This window comes from Pseudomonas alliivorans, assembly GCF_017826695.1.
Lineage (GTDB): Bacteria > Pseudomonadota > Gammaproteobacteria > Pseudomonadales > Pseudomonadaceae > Aquipseudomonas > Aquipseudomonas alliivorans.
The window spans coordinates 938,484-960,399 of the sequence record NZ_JAFFZW010000002.1; the positions used below are offsets into that span (position 1 = coordinate 938,484).

At 58.1% G+C, this 21,916-nt stretch carries 22 protein-coding genes and 1 tRNA gene; 11 read left to right on the top strand and 12 right to left on the bottom strand.

The genetic code is table 11. The features are described 5' to 3' along the window. Positions 1-57: 57 nt before the first annotated feature. The 3 genes from JTJ32_RS08800 to JTJ32_RS08810 all read right to left on the bottom strand — a co-directional run bounded on the left by JTJ32_RS08800 (position 58) and on the right by JTJ32_RS08810 (position 3,105). Positions 58-447, bottom strand: a complete 390-nt coding sequence (locus tag JTJ32_RS08800) for a protease inhibitor Inh/omp19 family protein (RefSeq protein ID WP_184323345.1) — start codon at positions 445-447, stop codon at positions 58-60. 57 nt (positions 448-504) lie between these two features. Further along, positions 505-1,944, bottom strand: coding sequence for a serralysin family metalloprotease (locus tag JTJ32_RS08805; RefSeq protein ID WP_210041801.1), 1,440 nt, complete (start codon positions 1,942-1,944; stop codon positions 505-507). A 489-nt stretch (positions 1,945-2,433) separates the two neighbouring features. After that, on the bottom strand, positions 2,434-3,105 hold the full coding sequence (locus JTJ32_RS08810) for a Bax inhibitor-1/YccA family protein (protein ID WP_184323343.1): 672 nt from the start codon (positions 3,103-3,105) through the stop codon (positions 2,434-2,436). Between the two features lie 121 nt (positions 3,106-3,226). Here JTJ32_RS08810 and JTJ32_RS08815 point away from each other — a divergent pair. The 7 genes from JTJ32_RS08815 (at position 3,227) to JTJ32_RS08845 (ending at position 7,153) form a co-directional block, all read left to right on the top strand. Further along, positions 3,227-3,314: transfer RNA gene (locus tag JTJ32_RS08815), tRNA-Ser, on the top strand. Between the two features lie 349 nt (positions 3,315-3,663). After that, a complete protein-coding gene (gene tusD / locus JTJ32_RS08820; protein WP_025993112.1) occupies positions 3,664-4,056 on the top strand; it encodes a sulfurtransferase complex subunit TusD in 393 nt (130 codons plus the stop codon). 1 nt (position 4,057) lies between these two features. Next, complete coding sequence (gene tusC, locus JTJ32_RS08825) at positions 4,058-4,420, top strand: sulfurtransferase complex subunit TusC (protein ID WP_099227984.1); 363 nt, start codon at positions 4,058-4,060, stop codon at positions 4,418-4,420. Beyond that, the gene (tusB, locus tag JTJ32_RS08830) at positions 4,420-4,716 is read left to right on the top strand and encodes a sulfurtransferase complex subunit TusB (protein WP_099227985.1); all 297 of its coding nucleotides are present in this window, start codon (positions 4,420-4,422) and stop codon (positions 4,714-4,716) included. The genes tusC and tusB overlap by 1 nt, the downstream gene beginning before the upstream one ends. Continuing rightward, the gene (locus JTJ32_RS08835) at positions 4,713-5,048 is read left to right on the top strand and encodes a TusE/DsrC/DsvC family sulfur relay protein (protein ID WP_210041803.1); all 336 of its coding nucleotides are present in this window, start codon (positions 4,713-4,715) and stop codon (positions 5,046-5,048) included. Before tusB ends, JTJ32_RS08835 begins: the two co-directional genes overlap by 4 nt. Beyond that, a complete protein-coding gene (locus JTJ32_RS08840) occupies positions 5,045-6,046 on the top strand; it encodes a glycosyl transferase family protein (protein WP_210041805.1) in 1,002 nt (333 codons plus the stop codon). The genes JTJ32_RS08835 and JTJ32_RS08840 overlap by 4 nt, the downstream gene beginning before the upstream one ends. 108 nt (positions 6,047-6,154) lie before the next feature. After that, the gene (locus JTJ32_RS08845; protein WP_210041806.1) at positions 6,155-7,153 is read left to right on the top strand and encodes a glutathione S-transferase family protein; all 999 of its coding nucleotides are present in this window, start codon (positions 6,155-6,157) and stop codon (positions 7,151-7,153) included. A 46-nt stretch (positions 7,154-7,199) separates the two neighbouring features. Here the strand turns inward: JTJ32_RS08845 and cysG are convergent, their stop codons facing one another. The 6 genes from cysG to JTJ32_RS08875 form a co-directional block, all read right to left on the bottom strand. Next, positions 7,200-8,594 (bottom strand): siroheme synthase CysG, encoded by a 1,395-nt coding sequence (cysG, locus tag JTJ32_RS08850; RefSeq protein WP_099227989.1) that lies wholly within the window; start codon positions 8,592-8,594, stop codon positions 7,200-7,202. Continuing rightward, the gene (gene serS / locus JTJ32_RS08855; RefSeq protein ID WP_099227990.1) at positions 8,595-9,875 is read right to left on the bottom strand and encodes a serine--tRNA ligase; all 1,281 of its coding nucleotides are present in this window, start codon (positions 9,873-9,875) and stop codon (positions 8,595-8,597) included. Between the two features lie 16 nt (positions 9,876-9,891). Next, positions 9,892-10,266 carry a fluoride efflux transporter CrcB gene (gene crcB / locus JTJ32_RS08860; protein ID WP_083181343.1) on the bottom strand — a complete coding sequence of 125 codons (375 nt, stop codon included), beginning with the start codon at positions 10,264-10,266 and terminating at the stop codon, positions 9,892-9,894. Beyond that, complete coding sequence (locus JTJ32_RS08865) at positions 10,266-11,588, bottom strand: replication-associated recombination protein A (RefSeq protein ID WP_099227991.1); 1,323 nt, start codon at positions 11,586-11,588, stop codon at positions 10,266-10,268. Before JTJ32_RS08865 ends, crcB begins: the two co-directional genes overlap by 1 nt. Positions 11,589-11,607: 19 nt before the next feature. Further along, a complete protein-coding gene (lolA, locus tag JTJ32_RS08870; protein ID WP_210041807.1) occupies positions 11,608-12,231 on the bottom strand; it encodes an outer membrane lipoprotein periplasmic chaperone LolA in 624 nt (207 codons plus the stop codon). 69 nt (positions 12,232-12,300) lie between these two features. Further along, on the bottom strand, positions 12,301-14,703 hold the full coding sequence (locus JTJ32_RS08875) for a DNA translocase FtsK (protein ID WP_184323336.1): 2,403 nt from the start codon (positions 14,701-14,703) through the stop codon (positions 12,301-12,303). Positions 14,704-15,181: 478 nt separating this feature from the next. Between JTJ32_RS08875 and aat the strand changes: the two genes are divergently transcribed. From aat to infA, 3 genes are all read left to right on the top strand, one after another. Then, positions 15,182-15,871, top strand: coding sequence for a leucyl/phenylalanyl-tRNA--protein transferase (gene aat, locus JTJ32_RS08880; protein ID WP_210041808.1), 690 nt, complete (start codon positions 15,182-15,184; stop codon positions 15,869-15,871). A gap of 49 nt (positions 15,872-15,920) precedes the next feature. After that, positions 15,921-16,628, top strand: a complete 708-nt coding sequence (locus JTJ32_RS08885) for an arginyltransferase (RefSeq protein ID WP_004884684.1) — start codon at positions 15,921-15,923, stop codon at positions 16,626-16,628. A gap of 101 nt (positions 16,629-16,729) precedes the next feature. Continuing rightward, positions 16,730-16,948: a translation initiation factor IF-1 gene (gene infA / locus JTJ32_RS08890; protein WP_002553999.1), complete on the top strand. Its 219-nt coding sequence runs from the start codon at positions 16,730-16,732 to the stop codon at positions 16,946-16,948. A gap of 112 nt (positions 16,949-17,060) precedes the next feature. On the opposite strand, the gene clpA is transcribed toward infA, so the two are convergent. Together clpA and clpS are read right to left on the bottom strand one after the other, a co-directional pair. Next, positions 17,061-19,334 carry an ATP-dependent Clp protease ATP-binding subunit ClpA gene (gene clpA / locus JTJ32_RS08895; RefSeq protein ID WP_004884681.1) on the bottom strand — a complete coding sequence of 758 codons (2,274 nt, stop codon included), beginning with the start codon at positions 19,332-19,334 and terminating at the stop codon, positions 17,061-17,063. Positions 19,335-19,364: 30 nt separating this feature from the next. After that, the gene (gene clpS / locus JTJ32_RS08900) at positions 19,365-19,727 is read right to left on the bottom strand and encodes an ATP-dependent Clp protease adapter ClpS (protein WP_004884680.1); all 363 of its coding nucleotides are present in this window, start codon (positions 19,725-19,727) and stop codon (positions 19,365-19,367) included. 222 nt (positions 19,728-19,949) lie between these two features. Here clpS and cspD point away from each other — a divergent pair, with 222 nt between their 5' ends. After that, positions 19,950-20,219 carry a cold shock domain-containing protein CspD gene (gene cspD, locus JTJ32_RS08905; RefSeq protein ID WP_099227994.1) on the top strand — a complete coding sequence of 90 codons (270 nt, stop codon included), beginning with the start codon at positions 19,950-19,952 and terminating at the stop codon, positions 20,217-20,219. A gap of 80 nt (positions 20,220-20,299) precedes the next feature. Here cspD and icd read toward each other — a convergent pair whose 3' ends face one another. Beyond that, positions 20,300-21,556 carry an NADP-dependent isocitrate dehydrogenase gene (gene icd, locus JTJ32_RS08910; protein ID WP_210041809.1) on the bottom strand — a complete coding sequence of 419 codons (1,257 nt, stop codon included), beginning with the start codon at positions 21,554-21,556 and terminating at the stop codon, positions 20,300-20,302. Positions 21,557-21,916: the final 360 nt, after the last annotated feature.

Below are 21,916 nucleotides of genomic sequence, written 5' to 3' on the forward strand. Positions count from 1 at the left end.
CCGCGTTCGCAGCCGGGTGACATCGGTAAAAGTGATCGGTTTACGAATCCGTGCGGCTCAGTTCTGCTCGTCCAGACGCGCCAGCGTGAGCAGGTCGCCTCCAGGCAAACGGGCCTGATACAGCTGATTGCCCATGTGGTTGAAATGAATCAGACCGCTACCTTCCTTGCCGGTAAACGCCAGCCCGTCAGGCGTGGGAAACCATCCAATGGGCGTCTCGCTCAACCAACGCGCGGCACAGGCCGGGTCTCCGCCCAATTGCGGCGCATCGGTATTGAGTTGCAATTCACAGACCTCACTCGGCTGGGCCTGAGTGAACAGTCGCCATTTACCGCTGAGTTCAGCGGGGCTGGGTAACTTCAAACTCGTCGCCATACTGACTCCAGAAATCCCTGCCAGCAGCGCAACGGCCGCTGCCACGTGTCGAAAAAGGTGACGGATGTTCATGATGGGTCTATTCCAGAACATGGGCGGCCCGTGCGGACCGCCCATGAGTACGCCTGTTTACACCACGATATCGGTGGCAACCGCCTGGCCGACAGTACCGACCAGGAAGTCAGCGACGCCTTGACCGGTGAAGTCAATGGCGAGGCTGCCCAGGTTGGTGCTCTGGGTGTAGCTCAGGATGGCTTCGCCCGCATGACCGCTGAACGCGTTCACGAACTGCAGCGAGGTCAGCGACGAAATGGCCGATACGTCGATCTTGTCCTGACCGCGGGTGAAGTCACGGATGGTGTCTTGCGCTGCGCGGTTGGAATCGGAACTGGCACCGAACACAAAAATGTCCGCGCCCGCGCCGCCCCACAGGGAATCCGCACCGCTACCGCCGTAGATGATGTCGTTGCCGGCACCGCCTTTGAGGTCGTTGGCCGCCGCATTACCGACCAGCAGATCGTTGCCCGATCCACCCACGGCGTTTTCGACCAGCACGCCCTTGGCGATCGAGACGTTACCCACCATGCCGCCCACATCCGAGAACGAAGCCTCGTTGAGGTTGATTTTCTGGTTCTGAGTGAAACCGGAGAAATCCAGTGTGTCCTTGCCGCCGCCATCCCAGACCGAAAACACCACCTTGGAAGAGGCGGAGGTTGCGCTGTAGAAGTCACGACCGGCAGTGGAGTTGAAACCATACACCGTGTCGCCTGCACGGGTGCTCATGTTGGCACCGTAGAGCTGCTGGATGGCTGCGATGTCATCCATCAATGGCCCCGACGAGTAGGTCGGCGAGCCGCCCTTGACGAAGTTCTGGTCGGTGTTGGATTCACTCCAGTAACTCATGACGCTGTAACCACGCGTGTCTTCTGCGTAGCTGACATCGTTGTAAGTCGGGTTGCCTTCGCCGGCGTTGTAATCGCCAGGGTGAGACAGGCCCAGGGAGTGGCCGATTTCGTGGGTCAGGGTCTGGCGGCCGTAGTTGCCATTGTCTGGCGTCAGGTTGACCGTGTAGGAATTATTGGTCAGGTACCAGGACTGTCCATCGTAACGGCTATTGCCGCTCGGCAGATAAGCGAACGCCGCTCCGCCGCTGCTGCCGTCGCTGTAGTTGCCGAAAGTCATGTGCCCATCGCCGCCGGAAGCGGCCTGGGTAAACGTGACCTTGGCGACATCCGCCCAGGATTGCATCGACAACACAGCTTGAGCTTTCTGCTGTGTGTTGAATGCGCTGAAGGTCCCCAGCGACGTATCGAACCCGGAAGGTCGAGCGGTCAGGAACGTATAGGTGAGATTGATGGTGCCGTTGCCGTCACGATCCACCCATGCAGCGTCGTCACGGAGGATGTAGTCAGCAGCCTGATCGACAGAATACGACGGTTTGCCATTGATCGTGAGATTGCCACCGCGATCGTAGGTATGGATAAAAGTATCGATCTGGTTGAACGCCGTGCTGCCGGTTGCCGCCAGTTGCACGGCCGAGAGAGCAGCATTTTCTTTAGCTTTCGACATGTCACTTCCTTGTCTACAGATAGAACAGTTTGATACGACAGCCTCCCTCGGGTAGCGAGAGAGTCCTGTCACTCGCCTTTTGAAGCGTAAGCAAACTGACACATTTGGAAATCCTGTGTCTATCCCTCGACGATGATGTCAATTAGCCAAAAGCAGGAAAATGCCTACAGACATTGGGGAATAACCTGATAATTATTTTAGTGATATGCCAGTGGGCCATAGGCCGCTGAAAGGATTGTCTCAATCTTGATAAATATGACCGATTGGTCATGAATTTTTTGATTGATTGGTCAGGGATTTTTACGGCAGGTGAGTGCTGGTTCAGGCCTCTCCAGACGGCTCCCGACGTACGATCCCCCTGCCCGCTCAGCTGCACCATGTCGGATCTTACAGACGCAAACGCCCCGACGAGTCGGGGCGTTTGTTTATCGCGTGGCAAACCTTGTGTTCATTCGACAGAAGCGAACTCCTGCGAACGGTAAGCCGTTATCAGTCGTCGCGGCTCATGATGCCGAAGATCTGCAGCAGGCTGACGAACAGGTTGTAGATCGAAACGTACAGGCTGACGGTCGCCATGATGTAGTTGCGCTCGCCGCCATTAATGATGGCACTGGTCTGGAACAGAATGCAGACCGACGAGAACAGTACGAAACCGGCACTGATCGCCAGTTGCAGGCCGCTGATCTGGAAGAACATGCTCGCCAACACTGCGCCCAGCAGAACGAAGAAGCCCGCGGTGATGAAACCACCCAGGAAGCTCATGTCCTTGCGGGTGATCAGCACGTAAGCCGACAGGCCACCGAACACCAGAGCAGTCATTGCGAACGCCGAGCTGACGACTTCAGCGCCACCTGCCATACCCAGGTAACGGTTGAGGATCGGGCCGAGCAGAAAGCCCATGAAACCTGTCAGGGCGAAGGTCGAAACCAGACCCCATACCGAGTCACGCAGCTTGTTGGTCAGGAAGAAAAGGCCGTAGAAGCCGATCAGCACCACGAAAATGTTCGGGTAACCGACGCGCATCTGTTGAGCCACGAACGCCATGACACCGCTGAATGCGAGGGTCAGGGCCAGAAGACCATACGTATTGCGCAGGACACGACTAACCTCTAGCTGGTCGGCCTGCATGCCGGTTTTAAGGGCGTAATCCTGTTCGCGCATTGCGAAACTCCTTACTGTTGAAATGTTGAGTTGCAAAGATCATAACAGAGGCGCTGCAACTGGCTAGTCAGAGAGTTTGACAGCTTGTTTCATTCCGGTATTATGGCGCCCGCAACGAAGTGGAGGTATGGCCGAGTGGTTTAAGGCAGCAGTCTTGAAAACTGCCGACTGTAACAGGTCCTAGAGTTCGAATCTCTATGCCTCCGCCATATTTTGTAGCGCAAAGCCCTGATTATTCAGGGCTTTGTCGTTTCTGGAGTTCGTACCTCAGGATCGGATGTCGGATTTTCCTCCTGGTGCTACACGGAGAGATCGGTGAGCGGCTGGTCAATCATTACGCGTTCTACAGTGCATTCCAGAGCGCCGAGGAGTTCTGGCTCGTACGCGACGGCAAGCCTCTGGGCTCCATGCCCGTCAGCCTCCGCTCACCCAGGGCCAGCGGAGGCAGACGCTGGCAGAGGCCGTTGACGTCTTGAAGCAGCCTCTTTGTCTCGGCAAACTCACACCCCCGCCCTCGAATTCTTTATCATTGCGCATGTTTTGCTGGCAGAGCCGATAATGAAATTCGCCATCTCCCTGTTTTCCGCGGGCCATGCGCCCTCTTCCCGGCGTGCGCTGCTGTTTGCCCAGGCGGTGCTCGCGGGTGGGCACGAGATTGTCCGGTTGTTCTTCTATCAGGACGGCGTGCACAGCGCGTCGGCCAATGCCGTCACACCTCAGGACGAACAGGATGTGCCTCGTCAGTGGCGCGACTTCATTGTCGAGCACCAGCTTGACGGCGTGGTGTGCATCGCCGCTGCGCTGCGTCGCGGCGTGTTGAATCAGGAGGAAGCCGAACGTTATCAGCGTCCGGCGGCCAATCTGCTGGAGCCTTGGGAATTATCGGGGCTGGGTCAGTTGCACGACGCCGTGCAGTCGGCAGACCGACTGATCTGCTTCGGAGGGCCTTGAAATGCCCAAATCACTTCTGATTGTCAGCCGTCAATCGCCCTGGTCCGGCCCAGGCGCGCGTGAGGCATTGGACATCGTGTTGGCAGGCGGCGCATTCGATCTGCCCATTGGTTTGCTGTTCCTGGATGACGGCGTTCTGCAACTGCTGCCGCAACAAAGCGCAGCAGCCTTGCAGCAGAAAGACCTGACGGCCAACCTCAAGGCGCTGTCGATGTTCGGCGTCGAAGACCTCTATGCCTGCGCTCAGAGCATTGCAGAACGCGGCATTCCAAGTGATGGCCTGGATGATGATGTCCGCCTGCTGTCCGGCCGTACCGAGTTGTCGGCCCTGTTCGAGCGCTATGACCAGGTGATTACGATCTGATGAGCACTTTGCACGTTCTTTCCCATTCGCCCTTCACCGACAACCGGCTGGAAAGCTGTCTGCGCCTGCTGGGCGAAAATGACGGAGTTCTGCTGTGTGGCGACGCCGCCTATGCCCTGATGCCATCAGGTCCTGTTTCGCAGACGCTGCAGCAGACCGGCTCGCAATTGTTGTTCGTACTGGACGAGGACCTCAAGGCACGCAACCTGGCGTTGCCAGACGGAATCACCCGTGTGGATTACGCAGGCTTCGTCGAACTGTCGATCCGCTTTGACAAAGTGAACACTTGGCTATGAAGCAGATGATCGTCGCCGAGCGCACTCTGGAACTCGACAAGGATGGTTTTCTGAAGGACCTGAACGACTGGTCCATGGACGTCGCCCATGCACTGGCGTGCAAAGAAGGCTTGACGCTGACGGCAGACCACGTCGAGATCCTCGAATTATTGCGTGCGTTCTACGCAGAATTTCAGCTGTCTCCTGCAACCCGGCCGCTGATCAAGTACACCGCACTGAAACTGGGTGCCGAAAAAGGCAACAGCATGCACCTCAATCGCCTGTTCAACGGCACACCCGCCAAACTTGCCGCCAAGCTGGCGGGCCTGCCAAAGCCGACCAATTGCATATGAACGACTACGCCCCGCTTGTCACCGAAACACCCGAAGAGCACCCCTTTGCACCGTTCGTCCGCATTCTGGGCAAAGGCAAACGTGGCGCACGCAACCTGACGCGCGAAGAAGCGCGCGAGGCCATGGGCATGCTGCTCGATGAAAAGGTCGAGGACACCCAGCTTGGCGCCTTTCTGATGCTGCTGCGCCATAAAGAGGAAAGCCCGGAAGAACTGGCCGGTTTTACCGAGGCCGTGCGCCAACGCCTGAACGCGCCACCGATCACGATCGACATCGACTGGCCGACCTACGCAGGCAAGAAGCGCCACCTGCCCTGGTATCTGTTGGCTGCCAAATGCCTGGCCCAGAACGGCATCAGGATCCTGCTGCACGGCGGCGGTGCTCATACGGCCGGGCGGCTGTACACCGAACAGTTGCTCGGTCTGCTGAATATTCCACTGTGCCGCAACTGGTCATCGGTCGAAACGGCGATGGCACAGGGCAATCTGGCGTTCATCCCGCTTGCCGACTGGGCGCCGCAGTTGCAGCGCATGATCGACCTGCGCAACACGCTTGGGTTGCGCTCACCGATCCACTCGCTGGCACGGATTCTCAATCCGTTGCAGGCACGCTGCGGGCTGCAAAGCATTTTCCATCCTGGCTATCAGAGCGTTCACCGGGATGCCAGCAGCCTGCTGGGTGACAACGCCATCGTGGTCAAAGGCGATGGCGGCGAAATCGAGATCAACCCGGACACCATCAGCCATCTGTACGGGACGACCGGCGGACAGCCATGGGATGAGGAATGGCCAGCCCTCTCACCACGACGTCACGTCAAACCCGCCACACTCGATCCGACACAACTGGTCGGTCTTTGGCGCGGCGAACTTGAGGACAGTTACCCGCAACTGGCGCTGATCTCGACCATGGCGCTGGCGCTGCGCGGCCTTGGTATTGCGCGTGACGAAGCGTTCGTGCGGGCACAGACATTCTGGGAGCAACGTCACAAGAATCTATGAACGATCGGCTTTATCGATAATGATCGGTCAGAATTTGCGCTTTTAGGTCGAACCGATGTCACTAGACTGATCTCCAAGCTTTACTTAATCAAAGATGGAGATTCAAACATGGGCCTTCTGGTCGAAGGACGCTGGCAGGACCAGTGGTACGAAAGCAGCAAAGACGGCGCCTTCCAGCGCGAAAACGCCCAACGCCGTAGCTGGGTCACGGCCGATGGTAAACCTGGACCTACAGGCGATGGCGGTTTTGCAGCGCAGGCTGGTCGCTACCATCTGTATGTTTCTCTCGCCTGCCCCTGGGCGCACCGCACGCTTATCCTGCGCAAACTCAAGGGGCTGGAGAGCCTGATCGACGTTTCGGTAGTCAGTTGGCTGATGCTCGAAAACGGCTGGACCTTTGATCAGCAGAAAGGCTCAAGCGGCGACGCCCTCGATAACCTGAGCTTCCTGCACCAGCGCTACACCGCCGATGACCCTCAGTACACAGGCCGAGTGACTGTGCCGGTGTTGTGGGACAAGCACACACAGCGCATCGTCAGCAACGAGTCGGCGGAAATCATTCGCATGTTCAACTCGGCGTTCGACGAACTGACAGGGAACCGCCTGGATTTCTATCCGTCAGCGCTGCAGGCGACCATCGACGAGCTCAACGAACGCATCTACCCCGCCGTCAACAACGGCGTGTATCGCGCAGGCTTTGCCACCTCGCAGAATGCCTATGAGCAAGCCTTCGATGACGTGTTTGCCGAACTGGGCGAGCTGGAAAACCTGCTGGGCGAGAAGCGCTATCTGGCAGGTGAACACTTGACTGAAGCCGACGTGCGACTGTTTACCACCATCGTGCGCTTCGATGCGGTTTATTACAGCCACTTCAAATGCAACCAACGGCGTATCGCGGATTACCCGAACCTCAGCAACTGGCTGCGCGAGCTGTACCAGTGGCCGGGTATTGCCGAGACGGTGAATTTCGAGCACATCAAAGGCCATTACTACGCGAGCCATCGCACCATCAATCCGACCGGCATAATTCCCAAAGGTCCCGCTCTGAACCTCCAGTCCAGCCATGATCGCGAACGGCTGTCCGGGATGGGCGTCTGGGAAAAGTAAGCAATGTGAAGAGGGATAGCCCGAACGGGCTATCCACTGACCGCAATCAGACAGTCGCCTGGTTACCTTCGAACCAGGCCAGCTTTTCACGCAACTGAACCACTTCGCCAATGATCACCAACGTCGGCGCGTGTACTTCGTGCTCGGCAACCAATTGCGGCAGGTTGGCCAGAGTACCCGTGAACACTCGCTGATTGGTGGTAGTGCCCTGTTGAACCAATGCCGCTGGCGTGTCCGCAGAACGCCCATGCCTGATCAGTTCCTGGCAGATCACCGGAAGGCCGATCAACCCCATGTAAAACACCAGGGTCTGCGCCGGAGCCACCAGATCGGACCACGGCAAATCGGTGGTGCCATCTTTCAGGTGGCCGGTAATGAAGCGCACCGATTGGGCATGATCGCGGTGGGTCAACGGAATACCGGCGTAGGCCGCACAACCGCTGGCGGCTGTAATGCCGGGCACCACTTGAAACGGAATGCCGTGGGCGGCCAGCTCTTCGATTTCCTCGCCACCACGGCCGAAGATGAACGGGTCGCCGCCTTTCAGGCGAACCACGCGCTTGCCCTGCTTTGCCAGATCGACGAGTTGCTTGTTGATCTGATCCTGCGGCACGGCATGTTCGGAGCGGCGCTTGCCGACGTAGACCCGCTCCGCATCGCGGCGGCATAGATCAAGAATGGTCGGCGCCACCAGACGGTCGTAGAGCACCACGTCCGCCTGCTGCATCAGCCGCAACGCCTTGAACGTCAGCAAGTCGGGATCGCCAGGGCCTGCGCCCACCAGATAGACCTCACCGGTTTCGGCTGGCGGCTCGCCTGCAATCTTGGCAATCAGCAGACGCTCGGCCTCCGCGCCCTGCCCGGCCAGTTGACGATCGGCAATGGCCCCCTGAAATACATCTTCCCAGAAGGCGCGGCGCTGCTGCACGTTGGGAAACAGACCTTTGACCTGATGACGGAAGCGCGCCGCCAGACCGGCCAGTTGCCCGTAGGTAGAAGGAATCCAGGTTTCCAGCTTGGCGCGGATGAGCCGCGCCAGCACCGGCGCATCGCCGCCACTGGACACTGCAATCACCAGCGGAGAGCGGTCGACGATGGCCGGAAAGATCACCGTGCACAGCGCAGGCGCATCGACCACGTTGACTGGCACGCAACGCGAGCGGGCATCATGGGAAACCTGAGCGTTGAGCGGCTCGTCGTCGGTCGCAGCGATGATCAGCACGCAGCCGTCCAGATCATCTTCGTGATAGCCACGCAGAATCAGTTCACCACCGCTCTGTACGACCAGCTCGCGCAACTGGCTCTCGATTTCCGGTGCAACGACCCGGATGACGGCACCTGCCTCGAAGATCAGGCGAGATTTGCGAAGGGCGATTTCGCCGCCGCCGACCACCAGCACGCGACTGCCACGCAGGTTATGGAACAGCGGCAGAAATTCCATTTAACCGATGACCTCAAGGCCGCCCATGTAGGGCTTGAGAACGTCAGGCACGCGAATCGAACCGTCTGCCTGCTGATAGTTTTCCAGCACCGCGACCAGCGTACGACCTACGGCGAGACCGGATCCGTTCAGCGTATGAACCAGCTCCGGCTTGCCGGTTTCCGGGTTGCGCCAGCGAGCCTGCATGCGACGCGCCTGGAAATCACCGCAATTGGAGCACGAAGAGATTTCACGGTACTTGTCCTGGCTCGGAATCCAGACTTCAAGGTCGTAGGTCTTTACAGCACTGAAACCCATGTCGCCGGTGCACAGGGCCAGCTTGCGGTAAGGCAGCTCCAGCAGTTGCAGAACGCGTTCGGCGTTGCCAGTCAGGGATTCAAGAGCGGCCATGGATTCGTCCGGCGCAACGATCTGCACCATCTCGACCTTGTCGAACTGATGCTGGCGAATCATGCCGCGAGTGTCACGACCCGACGCGCCCGCTTCGCTGCGAAAGCACGGCGTGTGGGCGACAAACTTCATCGGCAGCTGCCTGGCATCCAGAATCTCGCCCGACACGATGTTGGTCAGCGAGACTTCGGCGGTCGGAATCAGGTACAGATCCGCTTCGCCTTCGCGGGAAATCTTGAACAGGTCTTCCTCGAACTTCGGCAACTGACCGGTGCCCTGCAGCGCAGGCGCCTGAACCAGATAAGGCGTGTAAGCCTCTTCGTAGCCATGCTCGTTGATGTGCAGATTGATCATGAACTGCGCCAGCGCGCGATGCAGACGTGCGATAGGGCCACGCAGCAGCGCAAAACGCGCACCGGACAGCTTGGCGGCGGTTTCGAAATCAAGCCAGCCGTACTGTTCGCCCAGCGCAACGTGGTCCTTGACCTCGAAATCGAACCGGGTCGGCGAGCCCCAAGTGCTCACCTCGACGTTGCCGTCTTCATCCGCGCCTACCGGCACCGATTCGTGTGGCAGGTTCGGGATATTGAGCACCAATGCGTCCAGTTCGGCCTGAATGCCGTCCAGTTCCACCTTGCCTTCACTCAGCTCGGTGCCCATTCGCTCAACGTCCGCCATCAACGGCGCGATGTCTTCACCGCGCTGCTTGGCCTGACCGATGGATTTGGAACGGGCGTTGCGCTCGGCCTGCAACTGTTCGGTGCGGGTCTGCACAACCTTGCGCTGGGCTTCCAGCGCTTCAATACGGGCCACGTCCAGTGTGAAACCACGGGAAGCCAGGCGATCCGCTACGTCCTGAAGTTGAGTACGTAACAGTTTGGAATCGAGCATATCGTTCTCTCGTCTATCAAAGTCTGGTCAGGGACAGGCCGACCCAGGTTGCGAGCAGCCCGCCGAACACACTGATACCGGCATAGCCCAGGGCCAGTGGCAGTTGCCCGCTTTCCAGCAGGCGCAGCGTATCCAGTGAAAAAGAAGAAAAGGTCGTCAGACCCCCTACAAAACCGACGATCAGGCCGGCACGAATTTCGATGGGCACTTCAGGGCGCAGCAGAAACAGCCCGTACAGCACGCCGATGATCAGGCAACCGACGATGTTGACGGCCAGCGTCGCCGTGTAGAAATACCGCGGCCAGTTTGCGCTGATCCAGGTACCTGTCGCAAAGCGCAGTAATGTACCAGCGATACCGGCAATCGACACCGCAAGAATGGTCTGAATCATTACTTTCTCCGCTTGCGGGGGCTGGCGTCATCCAGCGCACTCAGATGCCTGAGCTTTTCGCCGATCTTGAGTTCGAGACCGCGAGGTACCGGCTGGTAGTACTGGCGCGGTTCCAGCTCTTCAGGGAAGTAGTCTTCGCCTGCGGCGTAGGCATCCGGCTCGTCATGGGCATAGCGGTATTCTTCACCATAGCCGAGCTGCTTCATCAGCTTGGTCGGCGCATTGCGCAAATGCAGCGGGACCTCAAGCGAACCCTGTTCGGACGCTTCACGCATGGCGCTCTTGAAGGCCATGTACACCGCGTTGCTTTTTGGTGCGCAGGCCAGATAAACAATGGCCTGAGCGACTGCCAGCTCGCCTTCCGGACTGCCCAGGCGCTCCTGAACATCCCAGGCCGACATGCACAGCGGCAAGGCGCGCGGGTCGGCGTTGCCGATATCCTCGCTGGCCATGCGCACGACACGGCGCGCCAGGTACAAAGGATCACAGCCACCATCGATCATACGGGCGAACCAGTACAGGGCAGCATCCGGGTTGGAACCGCGAATCGACTTGTGCAACGCCGATATCTGGTCGTAGAACGCTTCGCCGCCCTTGTCGAAACGACGTCGACTGTCACCGAGCAGGCTCTGCAGCAGTTCGGTACCGATCTCGCTGCCGTCTTCGGCCAGGTCGGAAGCATTCTCGAGCAGATTGAGCATGCGCCGCCCGTCACCGTCAGCGGCGGCCATGAGAATCGCGAACCCCTCATCGCTCAAGGTCAACTGACGTTGCCCCAGACCGCGATCCTCGGTCAGTGCACGATGAACCAGCTTGCGCAGTGCGGTTTCATCCAGGCTCTTGAGCACATAGACCCGCGCCCGGGACAGCAACGCATTGTTCAGTTCAAAGGACGGATTCTCGGTAGTCGCACCGATGAAAATCAGGGTACCGTCTTCGACATACGGCAGAAACGCATCCTGCTGCGACTTGTTGAAGCGGTGCACTTCGTCCACGAACAGGATCGTGCGACGACCGTACTGACCCGCCTGCTGCTTGGCGACCTCAACGGCCTGGCGAATTTCCTTTACCCCGGCCAGTACGGCGGAAACCGTTTCGAAGTGCGCATCCGATACCTTGGCCAACAGCCGGGCGAGCGTAGTCTTTCCGACGCCCGGCGGCCCCCAGAAGATCATGGAGTGCAGCGCGCCCTGCTCCAGCGCCTCGCGCAACGGCTTGCCATGAGCCAGCACGTGCTCCTGACCGACATATTCGTCCAGATTGGTCGCACGCAGACGTGCGGCCAGTGGCTGGGCGATGGGTTCGCGGCTAAACAGGTCCATGGTTCGGAATCAGGCCTTCTTACTCTTGAATGACATCAGCACCCTTGGGGATCTGAAACTGAAACTTGCTGGCGGCGATCGGCTCGTTGGCCTTGACGCCGGTGAACAGGATATTGGTGCGCTGGCCGACGCTGTCGATCAGCTGCATATCGTTGATAATGCCGTTACGGAACGAAAGGCGCAGGCTGTCGAACAGGGTATCGCGGGTCTTGGGCTTGAGCACGAAATCGATCACCCCACCGGCTTCCTTGGCGGTGATGTCGAAGCTTTCGCTGATCCTGGACACGTCGCCGGACAGCAGCAAGGCCGGGGTCTGGGTCAGACGCTGATCAAGGGTCTTGATCGTGACCTGCTCAAGATCCGGGTCCCAGAGCGAGACTTTCTTGCCGTCGGACACCATCAGTTGTTCCTGAGGTGCGTCCGTATGCCAGTTGAACAGGCCAGGGCGCTGCAGTGCCATTTCACCGGACGTTTCCTGCAACTGGGTGCCCCCACCATCCAATGTCAACTGCGAGAAGCGTGCAGTCAGGGTGCGGGAGTTTTCCAGCAACTGGGTCAGGCGTGCCACGTCCTTGCTGTCTGCATGGGCGGGAATCAGGGAAAAGGTCAGTGCGGTTGCCAGCAGCATGCGGATAAGACGCATGGAATTCCTCTTTGCAGTCATTGGATGTCACGACAGCGAGCAGGACCCGCTGTCGACGCAGTTTTGCAATCAGTCACGCATCGGGCCCGGCGCAATAACTTCACGCGAGCCATTGGTGTTCATGGACGTCACGACACCCGCCATCTCCATCGCCTCGATCATGCGCGCCGCCCGGTTGTAACCGATCTTGAGCTTGCGCTGCACAGCGGAAATCGACGCACGACGGCTCTCAAGCACGAATTTTACGGCTTCGTCGTAAAGCGCATCGCTTTCGCTGTCTTCACCGCCCTCACCACCACCGCCATCGAAGCCGCTACCGGCTTCTTCGACGCCAGCCAGAATATCGTCGTTGTAGTCCGGGGTGCCGCGCAGTTTCCAGGCTTCCACCACACGGTGAACCTCTTCGTCGGAAACGAACGCACCGTGCACACGAATCGGCAGGCTGGTGCCCGGTGGCATGTACAGCATGTCACCATGGCCCAGCAGTTGTTCGGCGCCACCCTGATCGATGATGGTGCGCGAGTCGATCTTGCTCGACACCTGGAACGCCATGCGCGTCGGGATGTTGGCCTTGATCAGACCGGTGATCACATCCACCGACGGCCGCTGGGTCGCAAGGATCAGGTGAATACCCGCAGCACGTGCCTTCTGGGCGATACGGGCAATGAGTTCTTCAACCTTCTTGCCGACGATCATCATCATGTCAGCGAACTCGTCCACCACGACCACAATGGTCGGCAGCTTGGTCAGCAAAGGCGCTTCGTCGTGAATACTTTCACGCTTGTACAACGGATCCGCCAACGGCTCGCCGGCATCCTGAGCATCCTTGACCTTCTGGTTGAAGCCCGACAGGTTACGCACGCCCATCTTGGCCATCAGTTTGTAGCGACGCTCCATCTCGGCCACGCTCCAGCGCAACGCGTTGGCAGCGTCTTTCATGTCGGTCACTACAGGACACAGCAGGTGCGGAATGCCTTCGTAGATCGACAGTTCCAGCATTTTCGGGTCGATCATGATCAGTTTGGCGTCATCGGGGCCGGACTTGAACAGGATCGACAGAATCATCGCGTTCACGCCCACCGACTTACCGGAGCCGGTCGTACCCGCGACCAGCAGGTGCGGCATCTTGGCCAGGTCGGTAATGACCGGTTTGCCGCCAATGTCATGGCCGAGAGCCAGTGTCACCGGAGACTTGGCGTTATCGTATTCAGGCGTCGAAAGAACCTCGGAGAAACGCACGATCTGGCGGTCCTCGTTGGGAATCTCGATACCCACTGTGGTCTTGCCGGGAATGACTTCAACCACACGTACGCTGGTCACCGCCAGAGAGCGAGCAAGGTCCTTCGCCAGGTTGGAAATACGGCTGACCTTGACGCCTGCCGCTGGCTGGATTTCGTAGCGAGTGATCACAGGACCCGGATGAATGGAATCTACCGTGACCTCGACTCCGAATTCCTTGAGCTTGATTTCCAGCAGATTACCCACAGCCGCCAGGGACTCGGGGGAATAATTGAGCTGCTTCTTTTCCGCCGGGTCAAGAATCGAGATCGGTGGCAGCGTGCCTTCGACTGCGCTGTCAACGAACAGCGGCACCTGCTTCTCCTTCTGCACGCGCTTGCTGGGCTCGGGCGGACGAGAAGGCGCAGGTGCAATGACAGCAGGCACATGCTTTTCACGCTCGGGCACTTGCTTGCCGAGGACTGCGTCGCGCTCGGTGATCCGCTCGCGGGCCTTGGCCTGCTCGCGACGTTCAGAAGCTGCGGGCGCAACCGGGTCGTTGACCTGCATGTCGACTTCACGCAATTGCGCGACCATCTGTTTGCGCTCTACACGCGCAGCCCACCAGCGATTGGCGGCACTCTGGAAGAGTTCGAACAGGTCCAGGGTGATCTTGCCGGTCACGTCCATGACCTTGAACCAGGACAAGTCGGTGAAAACGGTCAGACCAAACAGGAACAGGGCAATGAACAGCAAGGTGCTGCCCTGAATGTTCAGTGCTTTCTTGGCCAGATCACCCAGCACTTCGCCGAGCACACCGCCCGCGGAACCGGGGAAGCCGGCTGCAAAATGAAAATGGATGTGCGCCAGCGCAGCACCCGCCAGCACCAGAAATACCAGACCGATCAGACGCCAGGAGAACAGCCAGCCGCTCCACTGCCAAGGTTCATGGCGATGACGGAATACCTGCCAGGCCTTGATGGCCAGAAGCAACGGGAAGATATAGGCGAAGTAGCCCAGTACCATGAACAGGATGTCGGCACAGAACGCGCCGGCACGGCCGGCCGCATTCTGCACTTGCGCGGCGCTGCTGGTATGACTCCAGCCCGGATCGCTCTGATCGTAGGTCAACAACGCCATCATCAGGTACAGGCACAGGGCACCGAAGGCGATCAAAGCACCTTCCTTGAGCCGGTAATGCAGTTGCTGTCGCCAAAGCGGAACAGCGCTGGGTGCGGGTGTGGATTTCTTCAAAACGCTTTAATTCCTGCGCTGGAGCGCGAACATCTCGTTGATTGACGTTGAACGGTTGTCGCCGGCACCGACTGCGCCCTGGCAAAAAAGGCGACAGCCCGCTGTAAGGCCTGTTCGAGAACCGTTTGAATGATAATGCGCAAAGCTGGCATTGTACGGCCTTACGGGCCTTGAGGTCTGTACGAAAACTCGCTTGACCGGCTTCATGCCTGATAAAAAGCCTGCGTTGAGGTCGACGATCTTCATCCATTGTCGACAGCGTTCAATTTGAGCACGCATTTTCTTTTGTGACAAAGGCTTATGACAGGATTCTGCCAATAGCCCCCAACACTCGGTGCATGACCCCGCCATCCTCTGCATGCCCTACCGCAAGCGGCAGACAAGCGCCATAATGACGACCGCTTGTGACCGCGTTTGCCGCACGGAGTTGCACACACGCACCGCATGCGCCCTCCCCTTCCGCAAAGTCGTGATACCCATGCTGACCTGGTTACAACGCAACAGCCTCGATTTTCCGCCCTTGGACAATGCACTTCGCGAGCCAAACGGACTGCTCGCTGCTGGTGGTGACCTTTCTGCCGACCGCCTGATTCGCGCCTACCGTCACGGTTGTTTCCCCTGGTTTCGGGATGGCCAGCCGATCCTGTGGTGGTCGCCCGATCCCAGGACCGTGCTGCTGCCAGAAGAGCTGCACGTCTCGCGCAGCCTGGGCAAGATCCTGCGTCAGGCCCGCTACACCGTTACCTTCGACCAGGACTTCGCCGCTGTCATACAGGCCTGTGCCGAGCCGCGCAGCTATGCCAATGAAACCTGGATAACCCGTTCGATGCAGGATGCCTACGTCGAGCTGCATCGCCGCGGGCACGCGCACAGCGTCGAGGTCTGGGAAAACGGTACTCTGGTCGGCGGCCTTTATGGCCTGGCGATGGGGCAACTGTTTTTCGGGGAGTCCATGTTCAGCCGCGCAGACAACGCGTCCAAGGTCGGATTCGCCACGCTGGTAGAACGCCTGCACGCCTGGGGCTTCGTTCTGATCGACTGCCAGATGCCTACCCGGCACTTGCACAGCTTCGGCGCACGCTCGATTCCACGGCAGACCTTTGCCGATTATTTGAACCGCCATCTGGATCACCCGACTAACGCAGACTGGTTACCTAGGCGAGTTTGACAGGCTGGCATACACTCATGATTAAAGGTTTTTTGACAAGGGGGCGATCATGACGGAGCTGGCGCGGCTTAAGTTTTATGCCACTCAACCCCACACCTGCAGTTATCTGCCTGAAGAACAGGCGACAACACTGTTTCTGGACCCCAGCCAGCCCATGGATGTTCAGGTGTATGCCGACCTGTCCGACATGGGTTTTCGTCGTAGCGGCGATCACCTGTACCGCCCTCACTGTCAGAACTGCAGTGCCTGTGTGCCGGCGCGCATCCCTGTGAACCTGTTCGTGCCTGACCGCCAGCAAAAACGCATCCTCAAGCGCAACGCCGATATTCAGGTGCGCAGTACCAAGCCCGTATTTACCCAGGAATACTTCGATCTTTACCAACGCTACATCGAACAGAGGCATGCCGATGGCGACATGTTTCCACCGAGCCGTGATCAATTTTCGACATTTCTGGTGCGAGACCTGCCATTTTCGCGCTTTTACGAGTTCCGTCTTGAGGGTCGGCTTCTGGCCGTAGCGGTGACCGACTTGCTGCCCAATGGTCTTTCTGCGGTCTACACCTTCTACGAACCCGAAGAAGAACGCCGCAGCCTGGGCCGCTACGCAATCCTGTGGCAGATAGCCGAAGCCGCAAGGCTGCAGTTGCATGCGGTGTATCTGGGGTACTGGATAAAGAACTGCAAAAAGATGAATTACAAGACTCAATATCGCCCTATCGAGCTGCTCACCAATCAAAGATGGGTCACTCTGTATTGAACCCCTTGGCTTAAACAGGTTTTTTCGGGCACAATGCACGCCGCTTTTGCCTGGCGCCACTTGCACCGGGCCACTCATTTGTATACCGAGGGCTTTACTGCATGTCGAAAGAAGACAGCTTCGAAATGGAAGGCACTGTCGTCGACACCCTGCCCAACACCATGTTTCGCGTGGAGTTGGAAAACGGGCACGTCGTAACCGCGCATATCTCCGGCAAGATGCGCAAGAACTACATCCGTATTCTGACCGGTGACAAGGTGCGTGTAGAGTTGACGCCCTATGACTTGAGCAAAGGGCGTATCACCTACCGCGCTCGTTAATCAGGCATTAACAAAAACGCCCGGCATATGCCGGGCGTTTTTGTTTCTGACCAGTAAAGACAGTCTGAACATGTTCAGGACTGCGCCCGCTCCGGGCGCACCCCCTACTGCATCACGCCATTTCTGCCGTGGTTTCGTAGTCGAACGTGATCTCGCCATCCTTGATGTCGATGTGAACCACACCACCGTGCTCCGACAATTCGCCGAACAGGATCTCTTCGGCCAGTGGCCGCTTGATCTTGTCCTGAATCAGGCGGGCCATTGGTCGAGCGCCCATCGCCGCATCGTAGCCACCCTGCGCCAGCCAGCTTCTGGCCGCGTCGGAGACTTCGAGCAGAACACGCTTGTCTTCCAGCTGCGCCTGAAGCTCGGTGAGGAACTTGTCCACCACGCTCTTGATGACTTCGTGGCTGAGACGGCCAAACTGGATGATGGTGTCCAGGCGGTTGCGGAATTCCGGCGTGAAACTCTTCTTGATCACTTCCATCGCATCGGAAGAGTGATCCTGATGAGTGAAGCCGATCGAGGCCCTTGCAGCCGATTCAGCACCGGCATTGGTGGTCATGATCACGATCACGTTACGGAAGTCGGCCTTGCGCCCGTTGTTATCGGTCAGCGTACCGTGGTCCATGACCTGCAGCAGCAGGTTGAAGACTTCCGGATGCGCCTTTTCGATTTCATCAAGCAACAACACGCAATGCGGTTGACGCGTGATGGCCTCGGTCAGCAGACCACCCTGATCGAACCCGACATAACCTGGAGGCGCACCGATGAGACGGGAAACGGTATGCCGCTCCATGTACTCGGACATGTCGAAACGAATCAGCTCGACGCCCAGCGCCTTGGCCAGCTGGCGAGCTGCCTCGGTCTTGCCGACACCGGTCGGCCCTGCGAACAGGAACGAACCGACAGGCTTGTCCGGTGACTTGAGCCCCGCACGGGACAGCTTGATCGCCGTGGACAGCGAATCGATCGCTGCATCCTGGCCGAACACCGTAAGCTTGAGATCGCGTTCCAGATTACGCAGCAGTTCCTTGTCGGAGCTGTTGACGTGTTTCGGGGGAATGCGTGCAATCTTGGCGACGATGTCTTCAACCTGCGGCACGTCGATCCGCTTGACCCGTTGCTCCACCGGCTGCAGACGCTGATAGGCGCCCGCCTCATCAATCACGTCGATTGCCTTGTCGGGCATGTGACGATCATTGATGTAGCGCGATGCAAGCTCGGCTGCGGCGCGCAGCGCCTCGTCGCTGTACTCGATGCTGTGATGCTGTTCGAAACGCCCCTTCAGCCCTCTCAGGATGCCAATGGTGTCCTCGACCGAAGGTTCGGACACATCGACTTTCTGGAAACGACGTGCCAGTGCACGATCCTTCTCGAAAATTCCGCGGAATTCCTGGAAGGTGGTCGAACCAATGCAGCGGATGTCACCCGAGGACAACAGTGGCTTGAGCAGATTCGAAGCGTCCATGACCCCACCGGATGCCGCGCCGGCACCAATGATGGTATGGATCTCATCGATGAACAGAATGGCATGCGGACGCTTGCGCAGCTCATTGAGCAGCGCCTTGAAGCGCTTCTCGAAATCGCCACGGTATTTGGTACCGGCCAGCAACGCACCCAGGTCAAGCGAGTAGACGACACTGCTGGCAAGCAGGTCAGGGACCTGATTGTCGACAATACGCTTGGCCAGGCCCTCGGCGATTGCGGTCTTGCCAACGCCTGCCTCACCGACCAGCAGTGGGTTGTTCTTGCGACGACGCGCCAGAATCTGCGCAACCCGCTCGACTTCGCTTTCGCGGCCGACCAGCGGATCGATACGCCCCTGACGGGCCAGTTCGTTCAGATTGCTGGCATAGGCATCCAGAGGATTGCCAGAGGAAGATGCTTCACCGCCCTCGTCGTCCTGCATATCTTGCTCACCTTCAGAAGAGTGTTCGCCATGCCCTGGAACCTTGGAGATCCCGTGGGCGATGTAATTGACGACATCAATCCGGGCAACGCTCTGCTGCTTAAGCAGAAACACGGCCTGGCTTTCCTGCTCACTGAAAATCGCAACCAGCACATTGGCACCGGTCACTTCACGCTTGCCGGAGCTCTGTACGTGGAAGACTGCGCGCTGCAGGACGCGCTGGAAACCTAACGTCGGCTGGGTTTCGCGATCCTCGTCGTGAACGGGGATCAGTGGTGTGGTGGAGTCGATAAACTCCTGCAGATCATGCTTGAGCTTATCGAGGTTTGCGCCGCAGGCACGCAAGACAGTGGCTGCAGCCTCATTATCCAATAAAGCCAGCAGGAGGTGCTCGACCGTCATGAACTCATGACGTTTCGAACGCGCTTCCTTGAAGGCCAGATTGAGGGTGACTTCGAGCTCACGGTTTAACATAGCTTCACCTCATACCCAAGTGGTCGGCGATTAACCGTCCTTCTCGATCTCACAGAGTAGTGGATGCTGGCTCTCCCTGGCGTATTGATTGACCTGCATTGCCTTGGTCTCGGCGATGTCGCGGGTAAACAATCCGCAAACTGCCCGTCCCTCTGTATGGACGGCCAGCATGACCTTGGTAGCCAGCTCACGATTCAGGTTAAAAAACACCTCGAGCACTTCAACGACGAAATCCATCGGGGTGTAGTCATCGTTAAATAAAACCACCTTGTACATCGGTGGAGCCTGCAGGGTCGGCTTGGCGTCCTGCACTGCGATGCCAGCCGAGTCGTCCTCGTGTGATTGCGGACCATCCTGATTGAATGTTAGTCGAATCTTGCTGAATGCATGCATGGAAAGAAACGTTCATGGTAAAGGGCGGATTGAGCCTGAGTCGCGATCTGACCAGTTTTGAAATGGACTGCCGCATGACCTTGACTATCAGCTAAACGGTGTTACAAACAATAGAGCCCACATTGGGTAAAAAGGGTCCGCGCAGTCAACCAAAATTTTTTAGGTCAGGCGGATTGAGGTGGATGATACTCCAGACGGAGTCCTTTGCAGAGGGATATGGCTATGCTCAGTGGTAAAGTCAAGTGGTTCAATAATGCAAAAGGCTATGGATTTATCCTTGCCGACGGCAGGGACGAAGATCTGTTCGCTCATTATTCGGCTATTCACATGGATGGTTACAAAACACTCAAGGCGGGCCAGCCGGTCAGCTTTGATATTATCCAGGGCCCGAAGGGTTTGCATGCAGTGAATATAACCACAGTCACGGCAGGCGTCAGCGCTGCGACTGAAGGTTCGAATGCAGCTCAGAAAGCTTCAAACGTGCCAGCATAGGGCGAACCACCACAAACGCCAGCCATAGGAAACAGCCGGTTCGGAATCTCTGAACCGGCTGCTTCTGATAGCTGGGTGGTTCACATGTGTTCGATGAGCGCATCGCCGAATGCTGAGGAGGACAACAACGTTGCGCCCTCCATCAACCGCTCAAAGTCATAGGTCACCGTTTTAGCGGAGATTGTGCCGTTGGTGCCTTTGATGATCAGTTCTGCCGCCTCTGCCCACCCCATGTGCCGCAGCATCATTTCAGCCGACAGAATCAGCGAACCCGGATTGACCTGATCCTTGCCCGCGTACCGGGGAGCGGTGCCGTGTGTCGCTTCGAACATCGCGACGGTGTCCGAAAGGTTGGCCCCTGGCGCAATACCTATTCCGCCGACTTCGGCCGCCAGCGCGTCGGACAGGTAGTCGCCATTGAGATTGAGCGTAGCGATCACATCATATTCGGCCGGCCTGAGCAGAATCTGCTGCAGCATGGCGTCGGCGATAACGTCTTTCACGACAATGTCCTTGCCGGTCTTCGGGCTTTTGAACTGCATCCATGGACCGCCCTCAAGCAAAGTCGCCCCGAAGTCTTCGGCCGCCAGCTCGTAAGCCCACTCCTTGAAGGCGCCCTCGGTGTATTTCATGATATTGCCCTTGTGGACAATGGTCAGCGAAGCGCGATCGTTATCGACCGTGTATTGCAGCGCCTTGCGCACCAGGCGCCGGGTGCCCTCTCTGGAAACCGGCTTGACGCCAATGCCGCAGTCCTGATCGAAACGGATCTTCGTGACACCCATTTCCTCTTTCAGGAATCTGATGACTTTGGCGGCCTCGGCCGAACCGGCTTTCCATTCAACGCCAGCGTAAATGTCCTCCGAGTTCTCGCGAAAAATCGTCATGTTCACATCACCCGGCCGCTTCACGGGACTGGGCACGCCCTCGAACCAGCGGACCGGACGCAGACACACATACAGATCAAGTTCCTGGCGCAGCGCGACATTGAGCGAGCGTATGCCACCGCCTACAGGCGTGGTCAACGGTCCCTTGATGGAAACCATGTAGTCTTTGACTGCGTGCAGGGTTTCATCGGGCAGCCAGGTATCCGGGCCATAGACACGGGTTGCTTTTTCGCCTGCGTAGACTTCCATCCAGGCAATCCGGCGCTGGCCGTCGTACGCTTTTTCAACGGCCGCATCCACGACCTTGATCATGACGGGGCTGATGTCCACGCCGATCCCGTCACCTTCTATATAGGGAATGATCGGTTTGTCAGGTACGTTCAGGGAGTGATCGGGATTGACCGTAATTTTTTCGCCCACATCTGGAATGCTTATGCTCTGGTATTCCATGACTGACTCCGTTTTCGGGTCTGATTGGACTGCGTGACAGTCAATGAGCGTAGCCACGGCCGCTGCCACCCGCAAAGCGAAGCGCCTCGCAAAGACCTTGTAAAACGCCCGAAAACATTGACCCAGAGCGGTTTCGTTCGACCAACGGCGAATATTCATTATTCGATAGCACGCATAGCATTAATGCTTGGCGCCAAGGGTTTGATATACTGCGCGCCGTGACCGCAGAGTCATAAAGGCTGACCCGTCTGATCCAGACCTCTCAGCCTTACAGATGCGCCGGACTGAAGCTCGCCCGGCAGCTTGACGCTCGACTGATGCACCCAACATCACCGCGAATAAACCTCGACCCAGGCTCAT